A 24,711-nucleotide genomic window follows, 5' to 3' on the forward strand; every position below is an offset into this window, starting at 1 on the left:
TATGCAGGTATATTATACAATTCGATTAACGAATAAAACACTACAGAAATAGTGAAAAGGTAAAAAATAGCATTACAATAGTTTGAAAAACTGAAACTTCATATTTTTCGACAATACATACAAAATGTTTTTGTCTTTTCGTATTTCTTAATAATTGAGTTTGATAAGATTGCTCAATTAACTTTTATTATAAAAACTATGAAGGAAGTGATTTTAGTATGGAAACGCTCGAATTGGCACGAATACAGTTCGCATCAACAACGATTTTCCATTACTTTTTTGTTCCGCTGTCAATTGGTTTAGCTTTTATTATTGCAATCATGCAAACGTTGTATGTGGTAAAAGGGCAAGAGCTATATAAGAAGATGGCAAAGTTTTGGACGCAATTATTCCTTATTAACTTTGCAGTAGGTGTAGTAACAGGTATTTTACAAGAATTTCAGTTTGGTATGAACTGGTCAACGTATTCACGTTTTGTAGGTGATGTATTTGGTCCCTCGCTTGCAATTGAAGGATTACTGGCATTTTTCATTGAGTCTACATTCCTAGGTTTATGGGTATTCGGTGAGGACAAATTACCGAAGCGAATTCACTTAATGTGTATTTGGCTCCTTTCAATTGGAACGATGTTATCAGCATTCTGGATTTTAACTGCAAGTGCATTTATGCAGTCACCTGTCGGGTATGAAATGGCAGCTGATGGTCGTGCGCAAATGAATGATTTCTTAGCCATTATTCAAAACCCACAACTATGGGTACAATTCCCGCATACAATTACAGCGGCAATTGCAACAGGTGCATTCTTTATTGCTGGTGTAAGTGCATGGAAAATTACAAAAGGACAAGAAACTGTAGTATTTAAAAAATCTTTCCGAATTTCTATCATTGTTGGAACAATTACAACGGCGCTTGTATTATTCTTTGGTCATGCACAAGCGCAACAATTAATTAAGACACATCCAATGAAGATGGCGGCAGCTGAAGCGCTATGGAATACAAGTGAGGATCCAGCACCATTTACAGTATTTTCGAAAATTGATACAGAGAAGAAAGAAAATTCGTTTGAAATTCAAATCCCTTATATGCTAAGTCTATTATCGTATGATAAGTTTAGCGGTCAAGTTGAAGGGATGAATCAAATTCAAAAACAATATGAGGAAAAATATGGACCTGGAGATTATATTCCTCCAGTGCATACAATGTTTTGGAGTTTTAGAGCGATGGTAATGAGTGGAACATTCATGCTTCTTCTAGGAGCTTACGGATGGTTCTTATCAAGAAAAGATCGTTTAGCTGAAAAAACGTGGTATTTAAAATTAATGGTGTATGCAATTTCTCTTCCGTTCATCGGTAATACAGTAGGGTGGATTATGACTGAAATGGGTCGTCAACCTTGGGTAGTATTTGGTGTAATGAAAACAGAAGATGCTGTATCACCAAATGTAACATTCGGTGAAGTATTATTCTCACTTATTTCATTCACATCAATGTATTTAATTATGGGTGGAATTTGTGTGTACTTATTCGTTCGTACCATTAAGGGCCACACGAATAAGAAAACGAAAAAGGATTATCAAAGCCATGATCCATTTGATAAGGAGGAAGAGTATGTTATCTCTTAATGAGTTGTGGTTTTTAGTTATTGCAATCTTGTTTGTTGGATTCTTTGTACTGGAAGGTTTCGATTTTGGTGTAGGAATGGTTTCGAGGTTTTTAGGAAAGAATGATTTTGAAAAACGAGTTTACTTAAATACAATAGGACCGTTCTGGCACGCGAATGAAGTATGGCTTGTTTGTGCTGGTGGAGCCATGTTTGCGGCATTTCCGCACTGGTATGCAACTTTATTTAGTGGTTTTTATATTCCATTTGTATTTATGCTTCTTGCTTTAATTTTAAGAGGTGTTTCCTTTAAATTTCGTGCGAAAATAGATAATCATAAATGGAAGAGTGCATGGGATTGGGGGATGTTTATTGGAAGTATGTTACCTCCTATCCTTTGGGGAGTTGCGATTGCAAACTTTATGGTAGGTGTACCTATTGATGAGAGTAAAAATGTTGTAGGTGGATTCTTGCAATTACTTCATCCATTTGCGTTACTTGGAGGAGTAATGTTTCTCCTACTATGTATTGTTCACGGATTACAATTTCTTACGATACGTACAACTGGTAAATTGAGAGAACGTGCACGAATTGCTGCAATAAAAATTGCACCATTTTCATTAATTACACTTCTTGTTTTTGCTGGTGTGGGGTTATGGAAAACCGACATTTTCACTGCTCATGGAACAGAATGGATTATGGTACCAATCGGAGCTTTTGTAGCACTATTAGTGTCCACTTTATTAAATAAAAGAAGAAGAGATGGTTGGGCTTTCTTTATGACGAGTTTAACGATCATTTTACTAAGTGCGAGTGTATTTATCGGTATGTTCCCACGTGTTATGATTAGCTCTTTAGGAGCAATGAATGATTTGACAATTTACAACGCAGCATCAGGAGCTTATGCATTAAAACTTATGACTTACTTTGCGATTGCTATTTTGCCTTTCGTTATCGGAAGTCAAATATGGAGTTATTATGTATTTAGACAACCTGTTAAGTCAGACAACGATTTGGAGTACTAATGAAAAGAAAAAGAGGACTTCCGTCTTATCCCGGTAGCCGTATTTTATATGTAGCGTTAACGATTATTAGTATTTTAGAAGCTTTTAGTATTATTGCGCAAACAATCTTTTTAGCACGAGCTATTACGTTTTTATTTCATGGAGAGACAGTACAAACAATATTAAGTGAAGTTGTTTATTTTGGTATCGCGTTTGCAGCGCGTAACATAGTAGTTCGAACATCACAAATATTAGTGGAACGTTTTGCTGAAAAAACAGGGTCGTTACTAAGAAAACAATTGATAGAGGCATATTTCACATTAGGTCCAAGGTATGTTCAAACTGTTGGAACTGGTCATCTGGTTACCTTATCAATTGAGGGGATTGAGAAATTTAAAACATATATTGAATTAACGATTCCTAAAATGATTAGAAGTAGTATCGTTCCAGGTCTAATTGTACTATATGTTTTTACGCTAGATATTGAGTCTGGAATCATTTTAGTTGTAACGATTCCTATCGTGATCATATTTATGATTCTTCTCGGATTAGCAGCGCAAAAAATGGCAGATAGTCAGTATGAGATATATCGTGTACTTTCGAATCATTTTGTAGATACGTTAAAAGGTTTAGAAACATTAAAGTATTTAGGGAAAAGTGAACAGCACGAAGGAAAGATTGAAAAAGTAAGTAAAAGATATAGAAAAGCAACGATGCGTACTTTGCGAGTTGCTTTTCTTTCTTCTTTTGCATTAGATTTCTTTACGAGTTTATCAATTGCGTTTGTGGCAGTTGGATTAGGGATACGTTTAATAGATGGAACGATTATACTATTACCAGCCCTTACAATTTTGATTTTAGCTCCGGAATATTTTCTGCCGATTAAACAAGTGGGAGCAAATTATCATGCGACATTAGATGGACAAATTGCGATGGAGCAAATAGAAGAGATTTTGCAACAACAAAAAGGAATACAAAAGAAAGATTTAAATGAAGATATAGTATGGAATGCCTCTAGTAGCTTGAAATTACAAGATATCAAAGTTAATAATACTGAATCTGAAAAGGCTATATTAGAAGGAATTAATTTTACTTGGGAAGGTAACGGTGCTATTGGTGTTATTGGTGAAAGTGGTGCAGGGAAATCGACGTTAATCGACGTATTAGCAGGTTTTTTATCTCCTTCGAGTGGAAAGATGTTAGTAAATGGTGTAGAAGTTGATGGATCTACTCGTGAAGATTGGCAAAAAAATATTGCTTATATTCCGCAGCAACCTTATATTTTTCCGCTTTCATTAAAGGATAACATTCGTTTTTATGAAACAAATGCAACAGATGAAGAAGTTGAAAGAGTTATTAATGAAGTCGGCCTTCGTTCACTCGTTACATCACTTCCAAATGGGATACACGAAAGAATTGGAGAAGGTGGACGTATGCTAAGTGGCGGACAAGAACAGCGTGTTGCTATGGCGCGTGCGCTTTTAAGTAAAAAACCAATCATTTTATTAGATGAGCCTACGGCACATCTTGATATTGAAACCGAATTTGAAATAAAGCAAGCGATGTTACGTCTATTTAATGGAAAGTTAGTATTTTTAGCAACTCACCGTCTACATTGGATGAAACAAATGGACCATATTCTTATTCTAAATAAAGGGGAAATGAAAGAAAGTGGGACGTATGAAGAACTTTTAGAGAATGAGACATTACATTTTCATAGGGAAGAGAGGGGAGAGAAATGAGTAACTGGGTTAAACCTTATATAAAACAAAATAAAGGTAGAATGACTTTAACTATTTTCCTTGGTCTTCTTGGAGTTAGTTCAGGAGCGATGTTACTTTTTATTTCAGGTTATTTGATCTCAAAATCTGCTCTTAGACCAGAAAATGTAATGGCTGTATATGTTCCTATTGTTGCAACAAGAGCGTTTAGTATAGGGCAAGCTGTATTTCATTATATAGAGCGCCTAGTCGGACATGATGTCGTACTACGTATATTAGAAAAAATGAGAACGAGGCTATATAGAATAGTAGAACCACAGGCGTTATTTTTCCGTTCTCGATTTCAAACGGGTGATATGTTAGGAGTGTTATCCGAAGATATAGAGCATTTGCAAAACCTATATTTACGTACAATATTTCCTAGCATATTAGCGCTAGTTGTTTATAGTATCTTCGTACTTGTTATCGGTGCATTTGATTTTGTTTTTGCACTTATTGTAGGTTGTATGTTAGCTATTATCGTTTTTCTTCTTCCGTTTGTATCATTACTTTTGATGAAGAAACATCATGTTACTTTAAAGCAAGGAAGAAACCGTTTGTATCAACAACTGACAGATGCTGTTTTTGGATTATCTGATTGGCAAGCAAGTGGTCGTAAAGATGAATTTATTAATGAGTATGTAAAACAAAATGATCAGTTGTTAAAAATCGAAAAGAGAGTGAAACGCTGGTATCATATTCGGGACAGTATCATTCAATTAGTAGTAGGTATTGTAGTTATTTCGATGATCATATGGACTGGGAATGAAGCGGCAAGTGAACAAATTGCTCCTACAGTTATCGCAGCTTTCGTATTAATGACTTTATCTGTAACAAACGCGCTTATTCCTATTGCAGATGCCATCGATCGAATACCGTCGTACGTAGAATCTACCCATCGTCTTAATGGCGTAGAAAGTGATAGTGTTTTACATGATGAAACGGATTTGCATGGAGAGAAAGATTATATTGAACCAAAACATGTAGATATTGAACTGAATCACGTATCGTATAGTTATCCAGATAGTAATGAGATTGTATTAAAAGATGTATCATTACAAATAAAAGCAGGGAAGAAAATTGCTATTTTAGGGAGAAGTGGGACAGGGAAATCTACTTTACTAAAATTGTTAACAGGGGCGTTAAGCCCAGTAAATGGCCAAGTTGTATTGAATGGTGAACGAGCTCATACGAATCTTTTATCTAAATATATTTCTGTATTAAATCAAAAGCCGCATTTGTTTGATACGACAATTGGAAATAATGTACGAATTGGCAAACCGGAGGCGACGGATGAAGAGATATGGAAAGCTTTAGAGAAAGCACAATTAGCTTCACATGTTACTTCTCTTCCAGACGGATTACAAACAAAAATGCATGAAATGGGAAAGCGGTTTTCTGGTGGGGAAAGACAAAGGGTTGCTTTTGCTAGAACTCTTATGCAAGAAACACCAATTATTGTACTTGATGAACCGACTATCGGTTTAGATCCAAAAACAGAATTGTCTTTAATCGAAACAATGTTTTCTGCAACGGAAGAAAAGACGGTTATTTGGATTACGCACCATCTTGTAGGAATAGAACATGTAGACGAAGTTATATTCCTTGATCGTGGCCAAATTGTCATGCAAGGTAGTCATAAACAACTTCTGAAAGAAAATGAAAAGTATCGTAAACTTTATGAGTTAGATAAAGGAATATGATTTGAATAAGCAATAATTGTAAAAATAGCTACGCCTAATGGTGGAGCTATTTTTTTTGTTAGATTGCAGGTGTATATGATTGTTACGAATTAAAAATGAATTTCATATTATACATATAATGGAGGGGATGTACATGAAGGAGCAATATAAAATCATTGTTTTAAGTGATGAGTTATCAGGGGAGAGGATTCGAAATACGTTAGACAAAAATAAATGTAAAACAATAGTTCATGTTGTAGACGTTTCAGATGTTGTTCGTATAGAAAGTTCTTTTCAATATATAGTCATTTGGAGAGGGGACGCAGAAAAACTTACAAATGACTTGATAAATAGGGGCGTGCAAAGTTCAAAAATTATTAATTTAACAAAATACATGTATGAATGGAAGGATAAATTAATTTCTATCTATCAAATAAATCCAGATCTTATGTCTTTATACATTTCTATGAAAAAAACAAAGAGTGATCCGACGTATGAATTGTTTGCTACCGGTTTGTCTTATCCACATTGTGGCATAAGTACGGAGCTTCTCTCAAAAAAGTCAATAAAATTAACACTTCCATCGCAAGATCTATACTATGATTATTTAATAGCGTCACAACTTTTATCAAACAATCATTCATTTCAATATTGTTTAATAGGAATAGCCTATTTCTCGTTTTACTTTGATATGTCGTTATCATCTGAATCATATAGAATTCACAAAGTATATTATCCATTGTTTCAAGATGGTCATCATACTGTAGTTCATTCTCCTCTACCCACTGATGGATTCTCACATCTAAATACTCCGAAACCACTTCTTTCTATTTTTAATTTGCATTTTGAATATATTTTATTAGACGAACTAAAAGATGAATCATTGACGCTGCCTTGGATAAATGCTGAATGGAATACTACTTCTCTTCATATTCCTTTTGAAGAACACGGGAAAATAAGAGCAGCTTCACATGCTAAATTGGCGTATCCTCATACTTTAGTTGAAAATAAAATGATTTTTAAGAAATATTTAGAATTACTGTTAAAAAACGATATAAAGCCATTAATTGTTGTGTTCCCTGTTACTTCACATTATTTCAATTGTAGTAGTAAGAAATTAAAAGAAGATTTTTATAAAGTTATAAATGATTTTCAAACTCAATATTCTTTTCAAATTATAGATCTATTTGATTCGCCGTTATTTTGTGACGATGATTTTTATGATAGTGATCATATGAATAAAAAAGGTGCAAATAAAATGTCCGCATTATTAAATATGTTTATTCAGGAACGAAAAGTATGATATTTTGTTTCCTGTTTGCATAAAAGTATATAGGCTCCATACAGTTAAAGTAATGTGATTTTTGTGTCGCGTATATAAATAATATGCGAAGAGGTGAGAGAGTTAAAATGAGAACTCGTATTGAAAGAACTGAAGAAATGGTAGAGCAACTTCCGTTGGTAAGTGTATTAATTCCTACGTATAATCGTCCTAGTTACTTTGAAAAGGCGTTATGTAGTGTGTTAGAACAAACGTACCCTAATATAGAAATTATAGTTGGAGATGACAGCACGAATGATGAAACAGAAAAATTGTTACAAAAATACTTATGTGATCATTCAAATATTATTTATATAAAAAATAGGTCAACTCTCGGACAATTTGAAAATGCGTTAATGTTATTTAATGAAGCGAACGGTGAGTATATAAATTTTTTAATGGATGATGATGTATTTCATGTGAATAAAATTGAAAAAATGATGAAGTATTTTTTCAATGATTTAGATAATGAAATTAAGCTTGTAACATCTCATCGTCAAGTCATTGATGATAAAGGGAAAGAACTGCGACATATTTATTCGACTGTCCGTTTATTTGAAGAGGATACCATTATAGAGGGAACAGAATTAGGAAATAAGGTAATTGTGGATCAAAAAAATTATATTGGAGAACCGACAACAGTTTTATTTCGTAAAAATGATTTACAAGAACCATATGGGATTTTTGATAAGAGGCGGTATTTATGTAACGTAGATATAGCTTCATGGTTATTTTTATTAAGTAAAGGAAAAGCAGTATATATAGCAGAGACACTTAGTTACTTTCGATTACATCCAGATCAACAGTTAAATGAATCTAATAAAATGATGGATGGATTAGAAGATTTTTCACATAGTATTCTAGCAGGAGAACAATATGGTTTCTTATCCACCGAAAAAGAGTTAGACAAAGCGATAACTAATTTTCTAGATTACGCAAGAAGGATAGTTCCATCATCGATATTATATACATTAGACTATTATCAAAAAATTAAAGAAAAGAAAATAAACATAGAAAAGAAAAAACAACATATAAATAATAATTCTCCTTTACCGAAAGTAAGCATACTTATTCCTGCGTACAATAGACCTTATTACTTGGAATTGGCACTCAACAGCGCTCTAAATCAAACATATGAAAATATTGAAATTGTTATTTCTGACGACAGTACAAATAATGAAGTCAATGCTATGATTCAACCGTATTTACGTGAATATGAGTGTATTACATATGTTAAAAATGAAACGCCGTTAGTTGCCGAAAACTTTAATAAGTGTGTAGAACTTGCGAATGGGGACTATATAAACTTTTTATTAGATGATGATTTATTTCATCATGAAAAGATCGAGAGAATGATGAAATACTTTTTGACGTTAGAAAATATTTCATTTGTGACGTCATATCGTGAACTGATTGATGAGAATGGAGAGATATTACCACCTTCAATATTAAATATGAAAATCGCGAAAGAAACTACGCTTTTTGAAGGAAAAGAATTAGGGAATTATATGTTGAAAAATTTGAAAAATGTAGTTGGTGAGCCGACAACTGTTTTGTTTAATCGGGAATTGTTTGACGGGAAGTTTGGGTATTTTAAAGGAAAGGCGTATTCTGCTATTAACGATATTGCAACTTGGCTAGATATGATGAGGAAAGGAAAAGTAGTTTATATACATGAACCTCTTAGTTATTTTAGACAACATAGTGGACAAAATCAAAAACAAATGCATTTTATTTTAATGACAATTGAAGAGTGGATTGAATTAATTATAGATGCATATAATAGTGGATTTTTAAGCTCCGAAAGTGAGTATAAAGAGAGTTTATCTTATTGTTTAGAAAATGCGGGATTTATAGTTAAGGATGCAGTAAGAAATGGCGAACTAGATCAAATTTATAATGAAAAGATAAAAAAAGGGTTAAACAAGTTAGTTGCTCATATGTTTGAGAAAGAATCTTGTTATTGTCAATATTGCAATCAACAATTTGAAAAATTTTCACCTTGGCCAGCGCATTATGATTTTCCGAAATATAAATTTGAGATGTGGAATAAAGATACAGGGATATGTCCAGTTTGCAATTCGATGGATCGTGAAAGATTGTATCGTGCGTACATTGAAACGGAAACGGACTTGTTAAATAGAAACTATACAATGCTTCATATTGCACCTGAAGCGAAGTTAAGAGATTGGTTTAACGAGTATAAAAATATTACGTATGTATGTGGTGACTTAGAACCAAAGGATCCATTAATGAAGGAAATTGATGTTACAAGGATTACATATGATAGTAATACTTTTGATGTAATATTATGTAGCCATGTGTTAGAACACGTTCCTGATGATGACAAAGCAATGCGAGAGTTATATAGAGTGTTAAAGCCAAATGGATGGGGAATTATTCAAGTACCGATCGTAATGAATGTAGATTTTATTATAGAGAATGAATTAATTGTAACACCACAATTGAGGAAATTAGCTTTTGGTCAAGAAGATCATGTGAGAATTTACAATCAATCGGGATTTATTCAACGATTAATGAATGCAGGATTTAAGGTAGAATTATATAACATAGCGGAAAAACAAGGAATGAAAAGTGCTAGGAAATTTGGATTATCTGAAACAGATATGCTCTATATTGTCCGAAAATGATAGGAAGGAATAGATAGATATGGAGAATATTCCTTTTTTACGTGCTTCAACTGTACCTGTAAGTGAGTATTTGGACGAATTGAAGGAAATTGATACATCTCACATATATACGAATTATGGACCTATAAATCAACGTTTTGAGGAAACAATTATGTCGTCATTTTTTCAAAACAGGGGAGCTGTTACAACAGTAGCAAACGCAACGTTAGGGTTAATGGCGGCTATTCAACTAAAGAAAAGAAGAAAGGGAAAGTATGCTCTCATGCCTAGTTTTACATTCCCTGCGACTGCCTTAGCCGCTATTTGGTGTGGACTGGAACCTTACTTTATTGATATTTCAATAGATGATTGGTATATGGATAAAACCGTACTTTTGGATAAGATAGAAGAATTAAAAGAAGAGGTTGCGATTGTTGTCCCGTACGCCACTTTTGGATCATGGATGAACTTAGAAAAATATGAAGAATTAGAGAAGAAGGGGATTCCGGTTGTCGTAGATGCGGCGCCGGGATTTGGTTTAATGAATGGAGGGATGCATTACGGTCAAGATTTTAGTGGAATGATCGTATATAGCTTTCATGCAACAAAGCCGTTCGGAATTGGTGAAGGAGGGCTCATATATAGTAAAAACGAAGAAGATATACAACGTATTAAAAGAATGGGGAATTTCGGATTTGATAAAAATCGTGAATGTACGATGATGGGGTTTAATTGTAAAATGTCTGAATACGCAGCAGCTATTGGGATAGCGACTATAAAAAAGTGGGATCAAAAATTAAAAGAACGCAGCCGTATTTCTGAATGGTATAAACAGTTGTTACAAAATACTGGGTTAATGAAAAAAGGGTGGAAAGTCCAAAAGACAGAAGCGGTTATTCACCAATTTATGCCTATCATTTGTCCAGAAGAAGTTCGCAACATACAAGTAATAGAAGAACTGAAAAAACAGAAAATAGAAGCTAGATTATATTTTTCACCATCTTGCCACCAACAAGTTCTTTTTAAAAACTATAAGTCTACAGATTTAACAAAGACGAATAAAATAGCAAGACGAATCGTAAGTTTACCTTTATGGGAAGGAATGACGAAAGAACTAGTAGAGCAAATTGTAATTTGTTTAGAGCAGAAGGTGGTGTCGGTAGATGAATAGTTTTTATAGTCAAGAAGAACTAAAGAAAGTTGGATTTTTATCTGTTGGGAAAAATGTATTGGTTAGTAAAAAAGCAAGTATATATAATCCAAGTGCTATATCAGTTGGCAATCATGTAAGAATTGATGATTTTTGCATTTTAAGTGGTAAAATCACAATTGGAAGTTATTCGCACATATCAGCGTATACAGCGTTATATGGAGGGGAAGTTGGGATTGAAATGCATGATTTTGCAAACATCTCAGCTAAAACAATCGTATATGCAGTACTTGATGATTTCAGTGGAAATACATTAATGGGGCCAACCGTCCCGAATCAATATAGGAATGTGAAAGCAGAAAAAGTTATTTTAAAAAAACATGTGATTATTGGTGCCAATTCTATTATTTTTCCAAATGTAATTGTAGGAGAAGGTACGGCAGTCGGCGCGATGAGTATGGTAAAAGAGAGTTTAGATGATTGGTATATTTACGCTGGAATTCCCGTAAGGAAAGTAAAACCTCGTCAAAAAAAGATGCTAGAGTTAGAAATTGATTTTTTAAAAAGCATTCATTCTTAACAAAAAAGAATGAATGTTTTTTATTTTTATCTCGCTATTTGCCGGGCAGTAAGACCCTACCTCAAAATTCAGCGGAAGTAAAGAAGTTAGGTGGGAATCGGGCTGATAGCCAGTGGGGGATGAACAAAATCCTCACTGATTAAACTTTCACTTTATCCCGCTATTTGCCGATAAAGATTCGACTGGTGAGGGCTAATTAAAGTTTCACTTTATGATAGAGCAGAGAGTATCTTAACTTATTGTGTTTTAAATTTTGCTGACCAAGGCAATACTGAGCCATAGTGAATGTAAAGTTGGAGGGCGAGCGTATATGTTTGATGAGGATGGGATTGTTTTAATAATGGAACCAGCTGATGAAAGAAACTTGAGGAGATTTATTTTTTCAGTGCCAAAGTCAGTGTATGAAAAGAAGGGGCTTACATTACACTATGGAACAGCTATAGGACAAGGATATATGGATATAATTGAAGATATTATAAGCGTACATATAGAAATAGATGTTGTAACGATAATAGGGCATGTAAGAGGATAAATAGCTATTTGAAAAAGGTTATAAACAATTTAGCTAGAAGTTATGTATAGAGAAAATTACAGACAATGATAAAGACGAAGGGAGTCTAAAATGAAAATAAAATCAATTTTATTAGTATTTATAGTTTCAATTGGTTTAATGGGATGTTCAATAGTGGAGGAAGGAAAGAACTCCATAGATTATGCTCAAAAGGCGACAGATTATGTAAATGAAATAAGTGCATTTGCAAATGATGCACCAGCATTAGCAGAAAAGGCCGTTAATGATAGCGAGGCTCGAAAAGAATTAGAAACGAAGCTTAGTGAAATTAAACAAGATATACCCGCATTCAATGAATTAACGCCACCTGATGTAGCAAAGGATATTCATCAACAAATCGTCGGATATAACGAAAAGTTAAATACGTTAATTGATACGGCGATGACAAAGATAGAAGAAGGAAAAGTGGATGTAGAGCAATTTAAAAACTCTGAGCTTATGCAGACGGTAGATCAAGTTCGAGATTTGAAAGATAAAGTGCAAAATTTAGGTCAATAGTAAAAAGCTCCGTTTGTGATAAACGGAGCTTTTTACTATTGGATACAATAAACGATTACACCAACGATAATAATAATGTTGCCGATGAGTTTACGTTTCGTTATTTTTTCTCCTAGGAAATACCAACCGAAAATTAATATGATGATATAACTTAAGGATTCTAATGCTGATGCTTGTTTTAATGCCATACCCTTCATGGCGATAACATTTAATCCGGCGTTAATTACAAATAAAGAGTAGCCGATAATAACATAAGGATTCACATATTCTTTTATTCTAGAATCGTATTGTTGCAAAGTAGCTTTTTTTAATAATATTTGTGAGTAATTAGCTAAAATTATCCCGAAAATAAATAATAACATATAACTATTCATCTTTTGTCACCACCACAATTCCGACAATAATAATAGCTGCACCAAGTAAATGATTCCACTGAATCGTATCTCCAAATAGAAATACTGACCAAAGCATTGACCACAGTATAATAATCCCGCGATGTGAATATGCTTTTGAAATTTCGAAATGTTTAATTACTTGTTGCCATAAAATTGCATATCCGAATAAAAGTATAACTAATCCGAAATAAGCAACAAAAAATGAGATGGAAGCAATGGGGAATTTAGCTGCCCATTTCATGTAAACCATAATGATAGAATATATCAAAAAAGCTACATGTAAAAATACGTAATTTTTAATAGTTGGTTTCATTTATTCACTCTCTTTTGCATATAAATATATATTTATACCTAATTTTTCTAGTGTTAGATATTGGAACATATTTTGTTTAATCTTTCACATTCCAAATTATATAGTATCATGGCTTTTATTGTAAAACAATAGAAGCTATGCATTCATTTATTCCAAGGTTCTACAATATGTATCGTTTTATTTGTTGCATCCAACTCTACTTGAACACCGATAGGCATGGTAATCATTGGATGTGTATGACAACAATCGAAGTCAGCTAGAAAAGGAATTCTTTGATTTTGAAGTACTTCTAATAGTATTTCAAAAGGTTTTCGATTTGTACCACAATCATCAAATTGCTCATGTTTTCCAAGAATGATACCTGAAATTTTATCGAATACACCGTTAATTTTAAGTAATGAAAAGCTTCTTTCAATAGTAGCTGCATCTTTTGAACTGTCCTCAATGAAGAGAATGTCGCCTTCTTGAATATGTGGCATATAGGGGCTACCCCAAATTCCTTGTATCGTGTTTAAATTCCCGCCAATAATACGCCCAGTAGCTTTTCCATCAATTACTGAAATCCAATCGTTTGGTCGAAGTTCTTTCTCCTTCGTCTTTTCTTCCCAATTAATAAATTCATCTGACCAAAATAATGGTTGTTTTATATGATAAGGAAGAGAATGATCATGTAGTAAAGTTTCAGCAAAATATTTGTATGTGCAATCAACAAAAGGTTCAAATTCGCCAAAGGAAGGGACGAGAGCTGGTCCAAAAAATGTAGGGATTCCTGTTTTGGCGTAAATTGCTAGTAATAAAGCAGTTGCATCTGAATACCCAATCATTATTTTAGGGTTCTTTAGAAAAGCATCATAATCAATATAAGGTAATATTGAATTTGAATTCATCCCACCAATTGTTGACATAATACAAGAAATATTAGGATTTCTTATTAAGACATTTAGCTCCTCAGCACGCTCTTGTATACTACCAGAACGATAAAAATCATATCGACCTGTTAATGAACCTTCTAATATATGAAACCCTTTCTGTTGTAAGTAAGATTTTGCTCGTTCAAATCTTTTTGGAGAAGTGTAGGTTACTGGTGAAGAAGGGGAGTAGATCCCAACTGTGTCTCCGTATTTTAATGTTTTTGGAAGTAGCATTTGTATGAATCCCTTCTATTAAATAGTTTATCTCGCTATTTGACGGGTAGCCCGATTGGGAGGGCTGATTAAAGTTTCGCTTTATTTACGAGATTTTATTATTAAATATTCTTACGTTTTAATATTGTAAGTTTAACATAAATAAATTAAAATAATCATTGCTGTATATGAATAAATATACCTTTTACCTTGACTATATAAAGGAATTGTTGTTAAGGTTAAATGTGAGTGTATAAAAGGTTTGCTAAAGGAGTTTTGAAATGAATCGGTTAAAATGGGGAAGGATGACAGTCCTATTAGTTATTATTTTAGGGATATGTTGGTTCTTATTCCAAGGAAATCAAAAGAGCATAGCGAATGTAGAGGGACAACCTTTGCAAGTGGCAGAACTACCTAAAGCAGGATTTACTGAAAAAGTAGTCCCGCCAAAGTACATCCCACCAGAAATTAACGCAAAAGCAGCTATGATTATCGATGCGAGTGATGGAGATATTATTTATCAATATAATGAAAATGAAGCTTTTGCACCGGCTAGTATGTCTAAGATGATGACAGCGTATCTCTTACTAGAGAGTATACATAACGGGAAAGTTCGCTGGGAAGATCCAGTAAAAATGAGTGCGAAGGCGGCACAAACAGAAGGAGCGAGAATCCCAGTACAAGTTAATGACACATTAACTGTTAAAGATTTATATCATGCATTAATGATTGAGTCAGCTAATAATTCGGCTGTGGCTTTAGCAGAACATATGGCAAAATCGGAGAAAGATTTCGTTCAGCTTATGGATGCAAAAGCGAAACAGTTAAAAATGTCGGAACATGCTAAATTTGCAAATGCGTCTGGATTACAAGAGCCAGATGGAAGTGAAACAAAAATGACGGCTGGTGATGTAGCACAATTGGCGTATCATCTTATAAAAGATTATCCGGAAATATTAGAAGTGACTCACTTACGTCAAAGTCAGCTAGCATTTAATAATATTAATGTTATAAGCACAAACGACATGTTAAATAAAAATAATAAAAGTTTATATATAGAAGGAATGGACGGACTAAAGACTGGATTTACAGATAGTGCAGGATACTGTTTTACGGGGACTGCAAAGCAAGGTGATAATCGAATTATTACAGTGGTCATGGGGACATCAAGTAAAACAAAACGTTTTACAGAGACGAATAAGTTAATGTCGTATGCATTTGGATTAGTTAATTAAGTAAGTAAAATACGAATCTAGATCGCTACATAAGTAAGACTGTTCGTTGTTACTAATTTTAGATAACAACGAGCAGTCTTTTTATTTTCATTTTAAAAAGGAAAAAGAGTCTAAATACAAGTGTTAACATTTGAGTTTATTTGTTGCTGTGATATTATAAAGTTATAAGCTTATTAATAATAAGTTTGAGGGGCGTAATATGATATATACATATGAAATAGCCTCAATTGAAAATTGGAGGGAATTATGATGGCAAAAGATTTTTACTCAGCAATTGAAGACAGAAGATCTATTTATGCAATTAGTAAAGAGCAAGTAGTTTCTGATGAGAAAATTCAAGAAGTGATTTATCATGCTGTAAAACATACACCTTCAGCTTTTAATTCTCAAAGTGCTCGCGTTGTTGTTTTATTAGGAGAACAACATGATAAATTATGGGATATTACGAAAGAAACGTTACGAAAAATTGTACCTGAAAATAACTTTGCACCTACTGAAGAAAAAATGAATGCATTTAAAAGTGGTTATGGAACGGTTTTATATTTTGAAGACAGTGAAGTAGTGGAAAGCCTTCAAGCTAACTTTGCATTATATAAAGATAATTTCCCAACTTGGTCTCAGCAATCATCAGGAATGTTACAATTTGCAATTTGGACAGCTTTAGAAATTGAAGGGTTTGGTGCTACGTTACAGCATTACAATCCGCTAATTGATGAAGAAGTGAGAAAAGAGTGGGATGTTCCAGAGAATTGGAAACTTATTGCGCAAATGCCATTTGGTAAACCGGTAGTACATGCTGGTGAAAAAGAATTCCAACCGCTAGAGGACCGTGTGAAAATTTATAAATAATTTAAAAAGGTGAACAGGAATATAACCTGTTCACCTTTTTTTATACGTAATAAGGGTTTTTTTGTCCGGCATTTTTCATCTGATTTTTTAATTCGTTTTTACGTGTTTCAATAGCTGATACTTTTTGTAATGTTATCATTGAAACGAATTGAATAAAAGCATAGTATAGCTCTATGTTTTTTTGTATTGGATCATCTATTATATTTCTCACAAATATGCCTCCTCTTTTTATTCCAATAAAACTCCGCATTAATGGGCAGCCCGAGTGGTGAGGGTTAATAATTAGCGGAGGATGTATAAAACCCTTCCTGATTAAAGTTTCATTTTATAAGGGAATGAAACTTTAATCAATTCGCTAAAATTCTTGTTTATTAAGATATGTATATAATACTATAAATATCCTATAAATTCCATTATAAGAAAAAGAGAACAGTTGATATAGTGTGTGTTTTCTTTAAAGGAGAAATGGCTTTTGTGAAATAAATCTTACAATTCGTCAAATTATTTCAAAATTGTAGATAGTATAGAAATTTAGTTTTCTAAAAATATTATACTATTGATAAATAGAGTGATTTTTGTCATGATGAAAGTATACTTTATGTAAGGAGCTTTATAAGGAAATACATACTTGAGTTTGTATTAGGTTAATAGAATTTTTTATAATAGATAGAAAAGGGATATTTTATATTAAAATATTAAATGGAATGTCGAATTTTTATGCGATATATAAGAAATTTGAAAAAACCATTGCAAAAACACTGTGTTTAATGATAAAGTTCACATGAAGTTCACACGGATTTCACTTTGTTCATTTAAAATGAACTACGTGTGAAAAATAAAACTCTTGCTAAAAAATGGAACTGGATGAATATTTTACTTTGATAATATTGTAAAGTATTAAAGTTTTAGTTTTTTTTAAGAGGATAGTAGGGAAAGGAAGTAAAGACAACTTATGAAAAAAGTAATTGCAGGTTTAGCAGCAGCTTCTGTAGCTGGCGTTGCAGTTCCAGGAATGGATTCTGCTCATGCACAAGTTTCAAATGAAGCGCTAAAAGAAATTAATGGACAAACTCAAACTCAAACTCAAACGACTGTAACTGAAACAAAAACTGTAGAAACAACTTCTGAATTAAAATACACAGTAACTGCTGATGTATTAAATGTTCGTTCAGGTGCTGGTACAGGACATAACGTTATTTCTAAAGTAAAATCAGGCCAAGTGCTACAAGTAGTTGGACAAGAAAATGGTTGGTTCAAAGTAAACGTAAATGGTCAAACAGGTTATGTAAGTGGTGACTTCGTAACAACTGGTGGCAAAACAGGAACGACTGTTCAACAAGGAACAGGTACTTACACAGTAAACGTTTCTTCACTTAACGTACGTACAGGCCCAAGTACATCTCATACAGTATTAGGTTCTGTAAACAAAGGTAAAACAGTACAAGTTGTAGGTGAAGTACAAGATTGGTTTAAAATCAACTTCAATGGTGGAACTGGATACGTAAGCAAAGACTTCGTAACAAAAGGTGGTTCTGCTGTATCTAACGAAACACAACAACCAACTACAAACAACAATACTACAACAGTTCAAACTGGTGGTTCTTATGTTGTTAACACTGGTGCTTTAAAAGTACGTACAGGCCCAGCTACATACAACGCTGTAATCGGTGGAGTAACAAATGGTAAAGTATTAAACGTTACTGGTGCTGAAAATGGTTGGTACAAAATTAACCATAACGGCCGCACAGGTTACGTAAGTGCAGACTTCGTTAAGTTTGTAAAAGGCGGAGTAAACAACGTTACAAATAACAATAATGTTACAAATAACGTTCAACAACCAGGTAAAGACGTACAAAAACCAACAACAGGTGGAGATACATCTTCAATCGCTGGATTCGCTAGATCTTTAAATGGTTCACCATACAGAACTGCTGGTACAACACCTGCTGGTTTTGACTGCAGTGGATTCATTCACTACGTATTAAATCAAACTGGTCATAAAGGAGCTCGTCAAACAGTTGCTGGATACTGGAGCTCTAAAACAAAAACTAGCAATCCACAACCAGGTGATTTAGTATACTTCCAAAATACTTATAAATCAGGTCCTTCTCACATGGGTGTTTACTTAGGAAACGGTCAGTTCATTAGTGCAGAAACAGATGCAACTGGTGTACGTATTAGTTCTGTAAGTAACTCTTACTGGAGCAAGCACCTATTAGGTTACACAAAAGCATACTAAGAAAAAGTAGTTTTATATACTTTTCGTATAGAGAAAAGGCTTTCCAAGGAAACTTGGGAAGCCTTTTTATAGTTAAATAAATTGGAAGTTTAATAGTTTTTATTTTAACTTTCCATTTAAAAATCGATCATATAAGTCATGGAAATAGTTAGGGCGAAATAAGTTCGCTGCATGTCCCGCTAACGGTATTTCCTTATATAGAACGTTAGGCAAAATAGATTTCAAATCAAATAGACAAGATTTATAGAGATGATCATGCTCTCCCATTACCCATAGTATAGGGTGAGGAAGTGATTTTAATTTAGATTTTAAATCGAATTCTAACCTATGTCGTAATGACTGGGCAATTATGGATGAATGTAATTGTAATCCGAAACGGTAGTAAATATTTCTTGAAATGACTGCGAACGGATTTGCTTTTAGTATACCGCTTGGAAAAATAGTATTTGCGTATTGAGAGAGCCATTTAGAGTATTCATCTCCTCGCTTCTCCCAAAAATTTTGAAATACATTATATAAACGAGAAGGGTTATTGTAATGTCCTCCAATATGACAAATACTTAATACTTTTTCTGGATGCATTTGTGCAAAAATTGTAGAGATGTAACAGCCGTAACTTAGCGCACAAATATGTGCTTTTTTAATATCTTCTTGCTCATATAAGTTTAATAATTGATCTACGAGGCGCTGTAATGAAAAGTCGATTGCTTTTCCTTTATCATCACCGTGACCTAATAAGTCATAAGTTATAATGTTGTAGGAGGAAGAAAAACGTTTTTGCTCCTTTTTGAAGGCGCGACGATTGCCAACTAATCCATGAATAAAAATAATTGTTTCCTTTTCAGAATGTATATTTGTTTGCAAAAAGGATACTCCTTTCACTAACTGGAGATTTATATCGTGTTGTAAATTATTTATCTATAATTTACATAGAATAATATTAAGTACCAGGTAATAATATCAGATATTTATATCTGTTGTAAAGATGAGTTTTTATGTATATTTTGTAAAAATAGAAAAAGTGTGTTTACATTCAGTTTACATTTGTATCGTATTCTAATTTTAGAAAGAACAGTTTGGTTTACCACGAGGAGATGAACAGGAATGGAAGTTAGAAATGAAATGAAGAAAAAAGGGAGTTGGAGGCAGTTTTTACGCCTTATTCAAGATACAAATCCTCCGAAAGGAATTTTAGTTTTTGCGTTATTAATGAGTTTGCTTTCTACGGGAGCGAGTTTATTTATTCCTATGCTTACAAAAGGATTAGTAGATAATTTTTCGCTTTCTTCAATTAGTGCAGGACAAATTGTTGGATTAGTTGCTTTCTTTGTAATGCAAACTATTGCGGCAGGGTTGTCTATATATTTACTAAATTATATTGGGCAGAAGATTGTAGCGGGACTAAGAGAACGTTTGTGGAAAAAGGTACTTATCTTGCCGGTATCTTATTACGATCAAAATAGAACAGGTGATACAATTAGCCGTATGACGAATGATACAGGTGTAGTGAAAACGTTAATTTCTGAGCATTTGTCAAACTTATTAACAGGCGGTATTTCAATTGTTGGATCGTTAATTGTATTATTTGTTTTAGATTGGAAAATGACTGCGTTACTTTTAACGGTTATTCCGTTGTCTGTGTTAATTTTAGTTCCACTTGGACGAAAAATGTATAAGATTTCAAAAGCGCTTCAAGATGAAACGGCATCTTTTACAAGTGTGTTAACGCAAGTGTTATCAGAAATTCGTTTAGTGAAATCTTCAAATACAGAAAAAAGAGAATATGAAACGGGTAATACAGGTATACAAAAGTTATTACAATTTGGTTTGAAAGAAGGAAAAGTGCAAGCATTAATTTCGCCAGTTATGTCGTTTGTTTTAATGGCACTACTTGTTATTATCGTAGGATATGGCGGGATGCGAGTTTCTAGCGGTGCATTAACAACTGGTGAACTTGTAGCGTTTATTTTGTATTTAGTTCAAATTGTAATGCCGATGAGTCAATTATCTATGTTCTTTACACAATTCCAAAAGGCAATTGGTGCGACGGAAAGAATTAGTACGATTTTAGAATATGAAGTAGAAGATCATGAAACTGGTGTGAAAGTGACAAATGCTAAGCAACCGATTGTTCTTGAAAATGTACATTTTGAGTATAACGAAGAAGAGCAAGTTTTGAAAAATATTGATTTCACAATTGAATCTGGAAAAGTGACAGCAATTGTAGGACCAAGTGGTAGTGGGAAAACAACGTTATTCTCATTATTGGAACGTTTTTATGAGCCAACTAGTGGCGCCATTAAATTAGGGGAAGAATCAATTACGAGTTATTCATTAGAGTCATGGCGACGTCAAATCGGTTACGTATCACAAGATAGTCCGTTAATTGATGGAACGATTCGTGATAATATTTGTTATGGTGTCGAGGGCGAAGTAACGGATGAAGAAATTGAAAAAGTAGCTGCAATGGCATATGTTGATGCGTTTATTCATGACTTACCAAACGGTTATGCAACAGAAGTTGGAGAACGCGGTGTGAAGCTTTCTGGGGGACAAAGACAGCGAATTGCTATTGCCCGAGCGTTACTTCGAAATCCGCAAATTCTTATGCTCGATGAGGCAACTTCAAGCTTAGATAGTAAATCTGAGTCTGTCGTTCAAAAAGCATTAAATAACTTAATGAAAGGCAGAACAACATTAGTGATTGCACATAGACTTTCTACTGTTGTAGATGCAGATAAAATTATCTTTATTGAAAAAGGGAATCTTACAGGTAGTGGTACGCATGATGAATTATTACAGACGCATGATATGTATCGTGAGTTTGCAACGCAGCAATTGAAAATTAAAGAGGGTGCATTATAAAATGAATCATCAGTGGGATTTTACTCCACTGATGATTCATTTTTAAAAAATATATTAGATGCTAAGTAGAAAGGAAATGGTTCCTTTGATACCTAAAATTTTAATAGTAGACGACGATCCACACATTAGAGAACTCGTTTCTGTATTTTTAGAACGAGAAGGTTTTCAAACATATGAGGCAATTGATGGAGTAGATGCACTTCAGAAAATGGATGACGTAAAAGTCGATATGGTTATTCTTGATATCATGATGCCAAATATGGATGGATTTGATGTATGTTTTGAATTAAGAAAATACTATGATATCCCGGTTCTGATGCTAACTGCCAAAGGGGAAACATCACAAAAAGTAAAAGGATTTCACCTTGGGACAGATGATTATCTTGTAAAACCATTTGATCCTATAGAACTAGTAGTGAGAGTAAAGGCATTATTGAAACGTTACCAAATTACTGTTTCGCAATCGATTCAAGTTGGAGATGTATTATTAAATCGTAAAACATTCGAAGTTACATCTGGAGAACAAACGGTTACGTTACCGTTAAAAGAATTTGAGCTGCTCTTTACTTTAGGGTCTAAATCGGGAAGAACTTGTTCGAGAGAGCAATTAATTGAAGAAATATGGGGATATGATTTTGAAGGAAATGAACGTACACTAGACGTTCATATTAATCGGTTACGTGAGAAGTTTCAAGAAGAGCAGTCGAAATTTAGTATTAAAACAATAAGAGGATTAGGGTATCGCTTAGAGGTAAGTAAATGAGAAAAAGAAAACGAATGAGTAAGTTGAAGATGCTGAAAGTATTTGGGGCGGTATTAGCGCTCTTTTCTTTTCTTACTATCATTTGGTCTATCGCATTTTATGTAGCAACTAGTATATTGAATGCTTTTGACGTAAACGTATCGCCGTTTGTTGCCTTTCTAATTAGTGATATGGTCGGTTTTGTCTTTATTATTCTTATTTGGACATTGATTGGAATATTAATGAGACCAAAACGAGAGGCGATGATTTGGACTATTATTGAACCGATACAAAAAATTGCAAAAGGAGACTTCTCCGTAAAAATACGAAATGAAGAAAAGTATGATGGTGAAATTGGCGTGCTCGTAAAAAGTATAAATGATATGACAGATGAACTGAATACGATGGAGAAAATGAGACAAGAGTTTGTATCGAATGTTTCTCATGAAATACAGTCACCGTTAACTTCTATAAAAGGATTTGCTAGAGCACTACAAGACGATAATCTTTCTAAGGAAAAAAGAAAGCATTATCTTACCATTATTGAAACTGAAACAACGAGATTATCTAAACTAAGTCAAAATTTACTAAAGCTAACTCTTTTAGAATCAGAAGAGTATACACCAGAAAGAGTGAGCTATCGATTAGATCAACAATTAAAGCAAATTGTGTTAAATAGTGAACCACTCTGGGCTGAAAAAGAAATTGAGTTAGAACTAGATTTAGAAAAAGTATATGTTATTGCTGACCAAGAAAGTATGAGTCAAGTGTGGATTAATTTAATTCATAATAGTATTAAATTTACTCCAAGCGGTGGTACGATTACTATTCAGTTAAAGGAACATGAGACAGTAGTGGAAGTGCGTATCCGTGATTCAGGAATTGGTATATCAGAAGAACAGAAACAACATATTTTTGAGCGTTTTTATAAAGCGGATTCTTCACGAAATCGTGCCTATGGGGGAAGTGGCTTAGGTTTAGCTATTGTAAAGAAAGTACTCGACCTTCATCATGGGGAAATAAAAGTTGAGAGTGAAGAAGGGAATGGAACAGAATTTATTGTGCGTATTCCTAATTATGAAGAAAAATAGTGTAGTGATAAAGAACCATTTTTTATTTCATACGCAGATACTCTCTTATGAGGAGGGGGTCTTTATTTTGCATGAATAATGATAAATACGTGTAATGAATGCATAGTAATTTTCTATAGTTACCTACAAGTAACCTACGCACATGAAAGTGCATCATTGCCTTTTTACATAAACATAGATACAATTTTAATATAATACATAACTGAGATGATTAAGGAGTGTTATACTTGGCAGAATTATTACAAGGTAAAAATGCTTTAATTACAGGAGCAGGTAGAGGGATTGGTCGCGCTGTAGCAATCGCATTAGCGAAAGAAGGCGTAAATGTAGGCTTATTAGCTCGTTCAGAAGAAAACTTAAAAGCTGTAGCGAAAGAAGTAGAAGCAGAAGGTGTAAAAGCTGTTATTGCAACTGCTGATGTTTCTTCATACGAAGAAGTAACAACTGCGATTGAAACGTTAAAAAATGGTTTAGGATCTATCGATATTTTAATTAATAACGCTGGTATTTCTAAATTCGGTAAGTTTTTAGAACTAGACGTTGCTGATTGGGAAAAAATCATTCAAGTAAACTTAATGGGTGTATACTATGCAACTCGTGCAGCTTTACCGAGCATGATTGAACAACAATCTGGTGATATCATTAACATTTCATCTACAGCAGGACAAAAAGGCGCACCTGTAACAAGTGCATATAGTGCTTCTAAATTTGGTGTCCTTGGCTTAACAGAATCGTTAGCGATGGAAGTTCGCAAACATAACATTCGTGTAACAGCTTTAACTCCAAGTACAGTAGCAACTGATATGGCTGTAGATTTAGGATTAACTGATGGAAACCCTGATAAAGTAATGCAAGCAGAAGATATTGCAGAATTCATCGTAGCGCAGCTGAAATTAAATAAACGTACATTTATTAAATCTGCTGGGCTTTGGTCTACTAATCCATAGGAATTAAATTTAACTTTAAAAGAAGGGATATCTATTCTATAAGGGGTAGATGTCCCTTCTTTATTTTTTGTATTCAAGACAGAATTTTCGGTATAATTAAAAGTGAATGGTAGAA

Annotated in this window: 22 protein-coding genes; 17 read left to right on the plus strand and 5 right to left on the minus strand. The window is 33.6% G+C overall.

Annotation, left to right across the window (positions count from 1 at the left end; translation table 11 throughout):
* The first annotated feature begins 218 nt into the window (after positions 1-218).
* The 10 genes from cydA (at position 219) to ACS2QP_RS04105 (ending at position 12,796) form a co-directional block, all read left to right on the plus strand.
* Positions 219-1,622: a cytochrome ubiquinol oxidase subunit I gene (gene cydA, locus ACS2QP_RS04060; RefSeq protein ID WP_438882145.1), complete on the plus strand. Its 1,404-nt coding sequence runs from the start codon at positions 219-221 to the stop codon at positions 1,620-1,622.
* Complete coding sequence (gene cydB / locus ACS2QP_RS04065; protein ID WP_000950083.1) at positions 1,609-2,625, plus strand: cytochrome d ubiquinol oxidase subunit II; 1,017 nt, start codon at positions 1,609-1,611, stop codon at positions 2,623-2,625. The genes cydA and cydB overlap by 14 nt, the downstream gene beginning before the upstream one ends.
* The gene (gene cydD / locus ACS2QP_RS04070; RefSeq protein ID WP_000824039.1) at positions 2,625-4,346 is read left to right on the plus strand and encodes a thiol reductant ABC exporter subunit CydD; all 1,722 of its coding nucleotides are present in this window, start codon (positions 2,625-2,627) and stop codon (positions 4,344-4,346) included. Before cydB ends, cydD begins: the two co-directional genes overlap by 1 nt.
* Positions 4,343-6,067 (plus strand): thiol reductant ABC exporter subunit CydC, encoded by a 1,725-nt coding sequence (gene cydC, locus ACS2QP_RS04075; RefSeq protein ID WP_000073645.1) that lies wholly within the window; start codon positions 4,343-4,345, stop codon positions 6,065-6,067. Before cydD ends, cydC begins: the two co-directional genes overlap by 4 nt.
* A gap of 133 nt (positions 6,068-6,200) precedes the next feature.
* A complete protein-coding gene (locus ACS2QP_RS04080; RefSeq protein ID WP_000664267.1) occupies positions 6,201-7,349 on the plus strand; it encodes a hypothetical protein in 1,149 nt (382 codons plus the stop codon).
* A 107-nt stretch (positions 7,350-7,456) separates the two neighbouring features.
* The gene (locus ACS2QP_RS04085) at positions 7,457-10,018 is read left to right on the plus strand and encodes a glycosyltransferase (RefSeq protein WP_001260410.1); all 2,562 of its coding nucleotides are present in this window, start codon (positions 7,457-7,459) and stop codon (positions 10,016-10,018) included.
* 19 nt (positions 10,019-10,037) lie between these two features.
* Positions 10,038-11,168 carry a DegT/DnrJ/EryC1/StrS aminotransferase family protein gene (locus tag ACS2QP_RS04090; protein WP_078421618.1) on the plus strand — a complete coding sequence of 377 codons (1,131 nt, stop codon included), beginning with the start codon at positions 10,038-10,040 and terminating at the stop codon, positions 11,166-11,168.
* Positions 11,161-11,727 carry an acyltransferase gene (locus ACS2QP_RS04095; protein WP_078421617.1) on the plus strand — a complete coding sequence of 189 codons (567 nt, stop codon included), beginning with the start codon at positions 11,161-11,163 and terminating at the stop codon, positions 11,725-11,727. Before ACS2QP_RS04090 ends, ACS2QP_RS04095 begins: the two co-directional genes overlap by 8 nt.
* A 310-nt stretch (positions 11,728-12,037) precedes the next feature.
* Positions 12,038-12,259, plus strand: coding sequence for a hypothetical protein (locus ACS2QP_RS04100; RefSeq protein WP_000459099.1), 222 nt, complete (start codon positions 12,038-12,040; stop codon positions 12,257-12,259).
* Positions 12,260-12,349: 90 nt separating this feature from the next.
* Entirely contained in the window at positions 12,350-12,796 is a 447-nt protein-coding gene (locus tag ACS2QP_RS04105; protein WP_000695202.1) for a DUF6376 family protein, read from the plus strand.
* A 35-nt stretch (positions 12,797-12,831) separates the two neighbouring features.
* Here ACS2QP_RS04105 and ACS2QP_RS04110 read toward each other — a convergent pair whose 3' ends face one another.
* From ACS2QP_RS04110 to ACS2QP_RS04120, 3 genes are all read right to left on the minus strand, one after another.
* Positions 12,832-13,170, minus strand: coding sequence for an EamA family transporter (locus tag ACS2QP_RS04110; RefSeq protein ID WP_001089867.1), 339 nt, complete (start codon positions 13,168-13,170; stop codon positions 12,832-12,834).
* Entirely contained in the window at positions 13,163-13,504 is a 342-nt protein-coding gene (locus ACS2QP_RS04115) for an EamA family transporter (RefSeq protein ID WP_000805125.1), read from the minus strand. The genes ACS2QP_RS04110 and ACS2QP_RS04115 overlap by 8 nt, the downstream gene beginning before the upstream one ends.
* A gap of 143 nt (positions 13,505-13,647) precedes the next feature.
* Complete coding sequence (locus ACS2QP_RS04120) at positions 13,648-14,649, minus strand: S66 family peptidase (protein ID WP_438882146.1); 1,002 nt, start codon at positions 14,647-14,649, stop codon at positions 13,648-13,650.
* A gap of 260 nt (positions 14,650-14,909) precedes the next feature.
* Between ACS2QP_RS04120 and ACS2QP_RS04125 the strand changes: the two genes are divergently transcribed.
* Both ACS2QP_RS04125 and ACS2QP_RS04130 read left to right on the plus strand, forming a co-directional pair.
* On the plus strand, positions 14,910-15,863 hold the full coding sequence (locus tag ACS2QP_RS04125; RefSeq protein WP_001080871.1) for a D-alanyl-D-alanine carboxypeptidase family protein: 954 nt from the start codon (positions 14,910-14,912) through the stop codon (positions 15,861-15,863).
* A 246-nt stretch (positions 15,864-16,109) separates the two neighbouring features.
* A complete protein-coding gene (locus ACS2QP_RS04130) occupies positions 16,110-16,712 on the plus strand; it encodes a nitroreductase family protein (RefSeq protein ID WP_001987122.1) in 603 nt (200 codons plus the stop codon).
* A 40-nt stretch (positions 16,713-16,752) separates the two neighbouring features.
* Here the strand turns inward: ACS2QP_RS04130 and ACS2QP_RS04135 are convergent, their stop codons facing one another.
* On the minus strand, positions 16,753-16,923 hold the full coding sequence (locus tag ACS2QP_RS04135) for a hypothetical protein (protein ID WP_001244279.1): 171 nt from the start codon (positions 16,921-16,923) through the stop codon (positions 16,753-16,755).
* Between the two features lie 741 nt (positions 16,924-17,664).
* Here ACS2QP_RS04135 and entFM point away from each other — a divergent pair.
* A complete protein-coding gene (gene entFM / locus ACS2QP_RS04140; protein WP_000755513.1) occupies positions 17,665-18,951 on the plus strand; it encodes an enterotoxin EntFM in 1,287 nt (428 codons plus the stop codon).
* A 99-nt stretch (positions 18,952-19,050) separates the two neighbouring features.
* Here entFM and ACS2QP_RS04145 read toward each other — a convergent pair whose 3' ends face one another.
* Positions 19,051-19,815 carry an alpha/beta fold hydrolase gene (locus tag ACS2QP_RS04145; protein ID WP_078421567.1) on the minus strand — a complete coding sequence of 255 codons (765 nt, stop codon included), beginning with the start codon at positions 19,813-19,815 and terminating at the stop codon, positions 19,051-19,053.
* 240 nt (positions 19,816-20,055) lie between these two features.
* Here ACS2QP_RS04145 and ACS2QP_RS04150 point away from each other — a divergent pair, with 240 nt between their 5' ends.
* The 4 genes from ACS2QP_RS04150 to ACS2QP_RS04165 all read left to right on the plus strand — a co-directional run bounded on the left by ACS2QP_RS04150 (position 20,056) and on the right by ACS2QP_RS04165 (position 24,596).
* The gene (locus ACS2QP_RS04150) at positions 20,056-21,816 is read left to right on the plus strand and encodes an ABC transporter ATP-binding protein (RefSeq protein ID WP_000453882.1); all 1,761 of its coding nucleotides are present in this window, start codon (positions 20,056-20,058) and stop codon (positions 21,814-21,816) included.
* Between the two features lie 85 nt (positions 21,817-21,901).
* Positions 21,902-22,579 carry an envelope stress response regulator transcription factor HitR gene (hitR, locus tag ACS2QP_RS04155; protein WP_000612411.1) on the plus strand — a complete coding sequence of 226 codons (678 nt, stop codon included), beginning with the start codon at positions 21,902-21,904 and terminating at the stop codon, positions 22,577-22,579.
* On the plus strand, positions 22,576-23,649 hold the full coding sequence (hitS, locus tag ACS2QP_RS04160; protein WP_438882147.1) for an envelope stress sensor histidine kinase HitS: 1,074 nt from the start codon (positions 22,576-22,578) through the stop codon (positions 23,647-23,649). The genes hitR and hitS overlap by 4 nt, the downstream gene beginning before the upstream one ends.
* A gap of 227 nt (positions 23,650-23,876) precedes the next feature.
* Complete coding sequence (locus ACS2QP_RS04165; RefSeq protein WP_000818985.1) at positions 23,877-24,596, plus strand: 3-ketoacyl-ACP reductase; 720 nt, start codon at positions 23,877-23,879, stop codon at positions 24,594-24,596.
* Positions 24,597-24,711: the final 115 nt, after the last annotated feature.

It is taken from the genome of Bacillus cereus group sp. Bce019 (assembly GCF_051781745.1).
In the GTDB taxonomy this organism is placed as follows: Bacteria; Bacillota; Bacilli; order Bacillales; family Bacillaceae_G; genus Bacillus_A; species Bacillus_A cereus.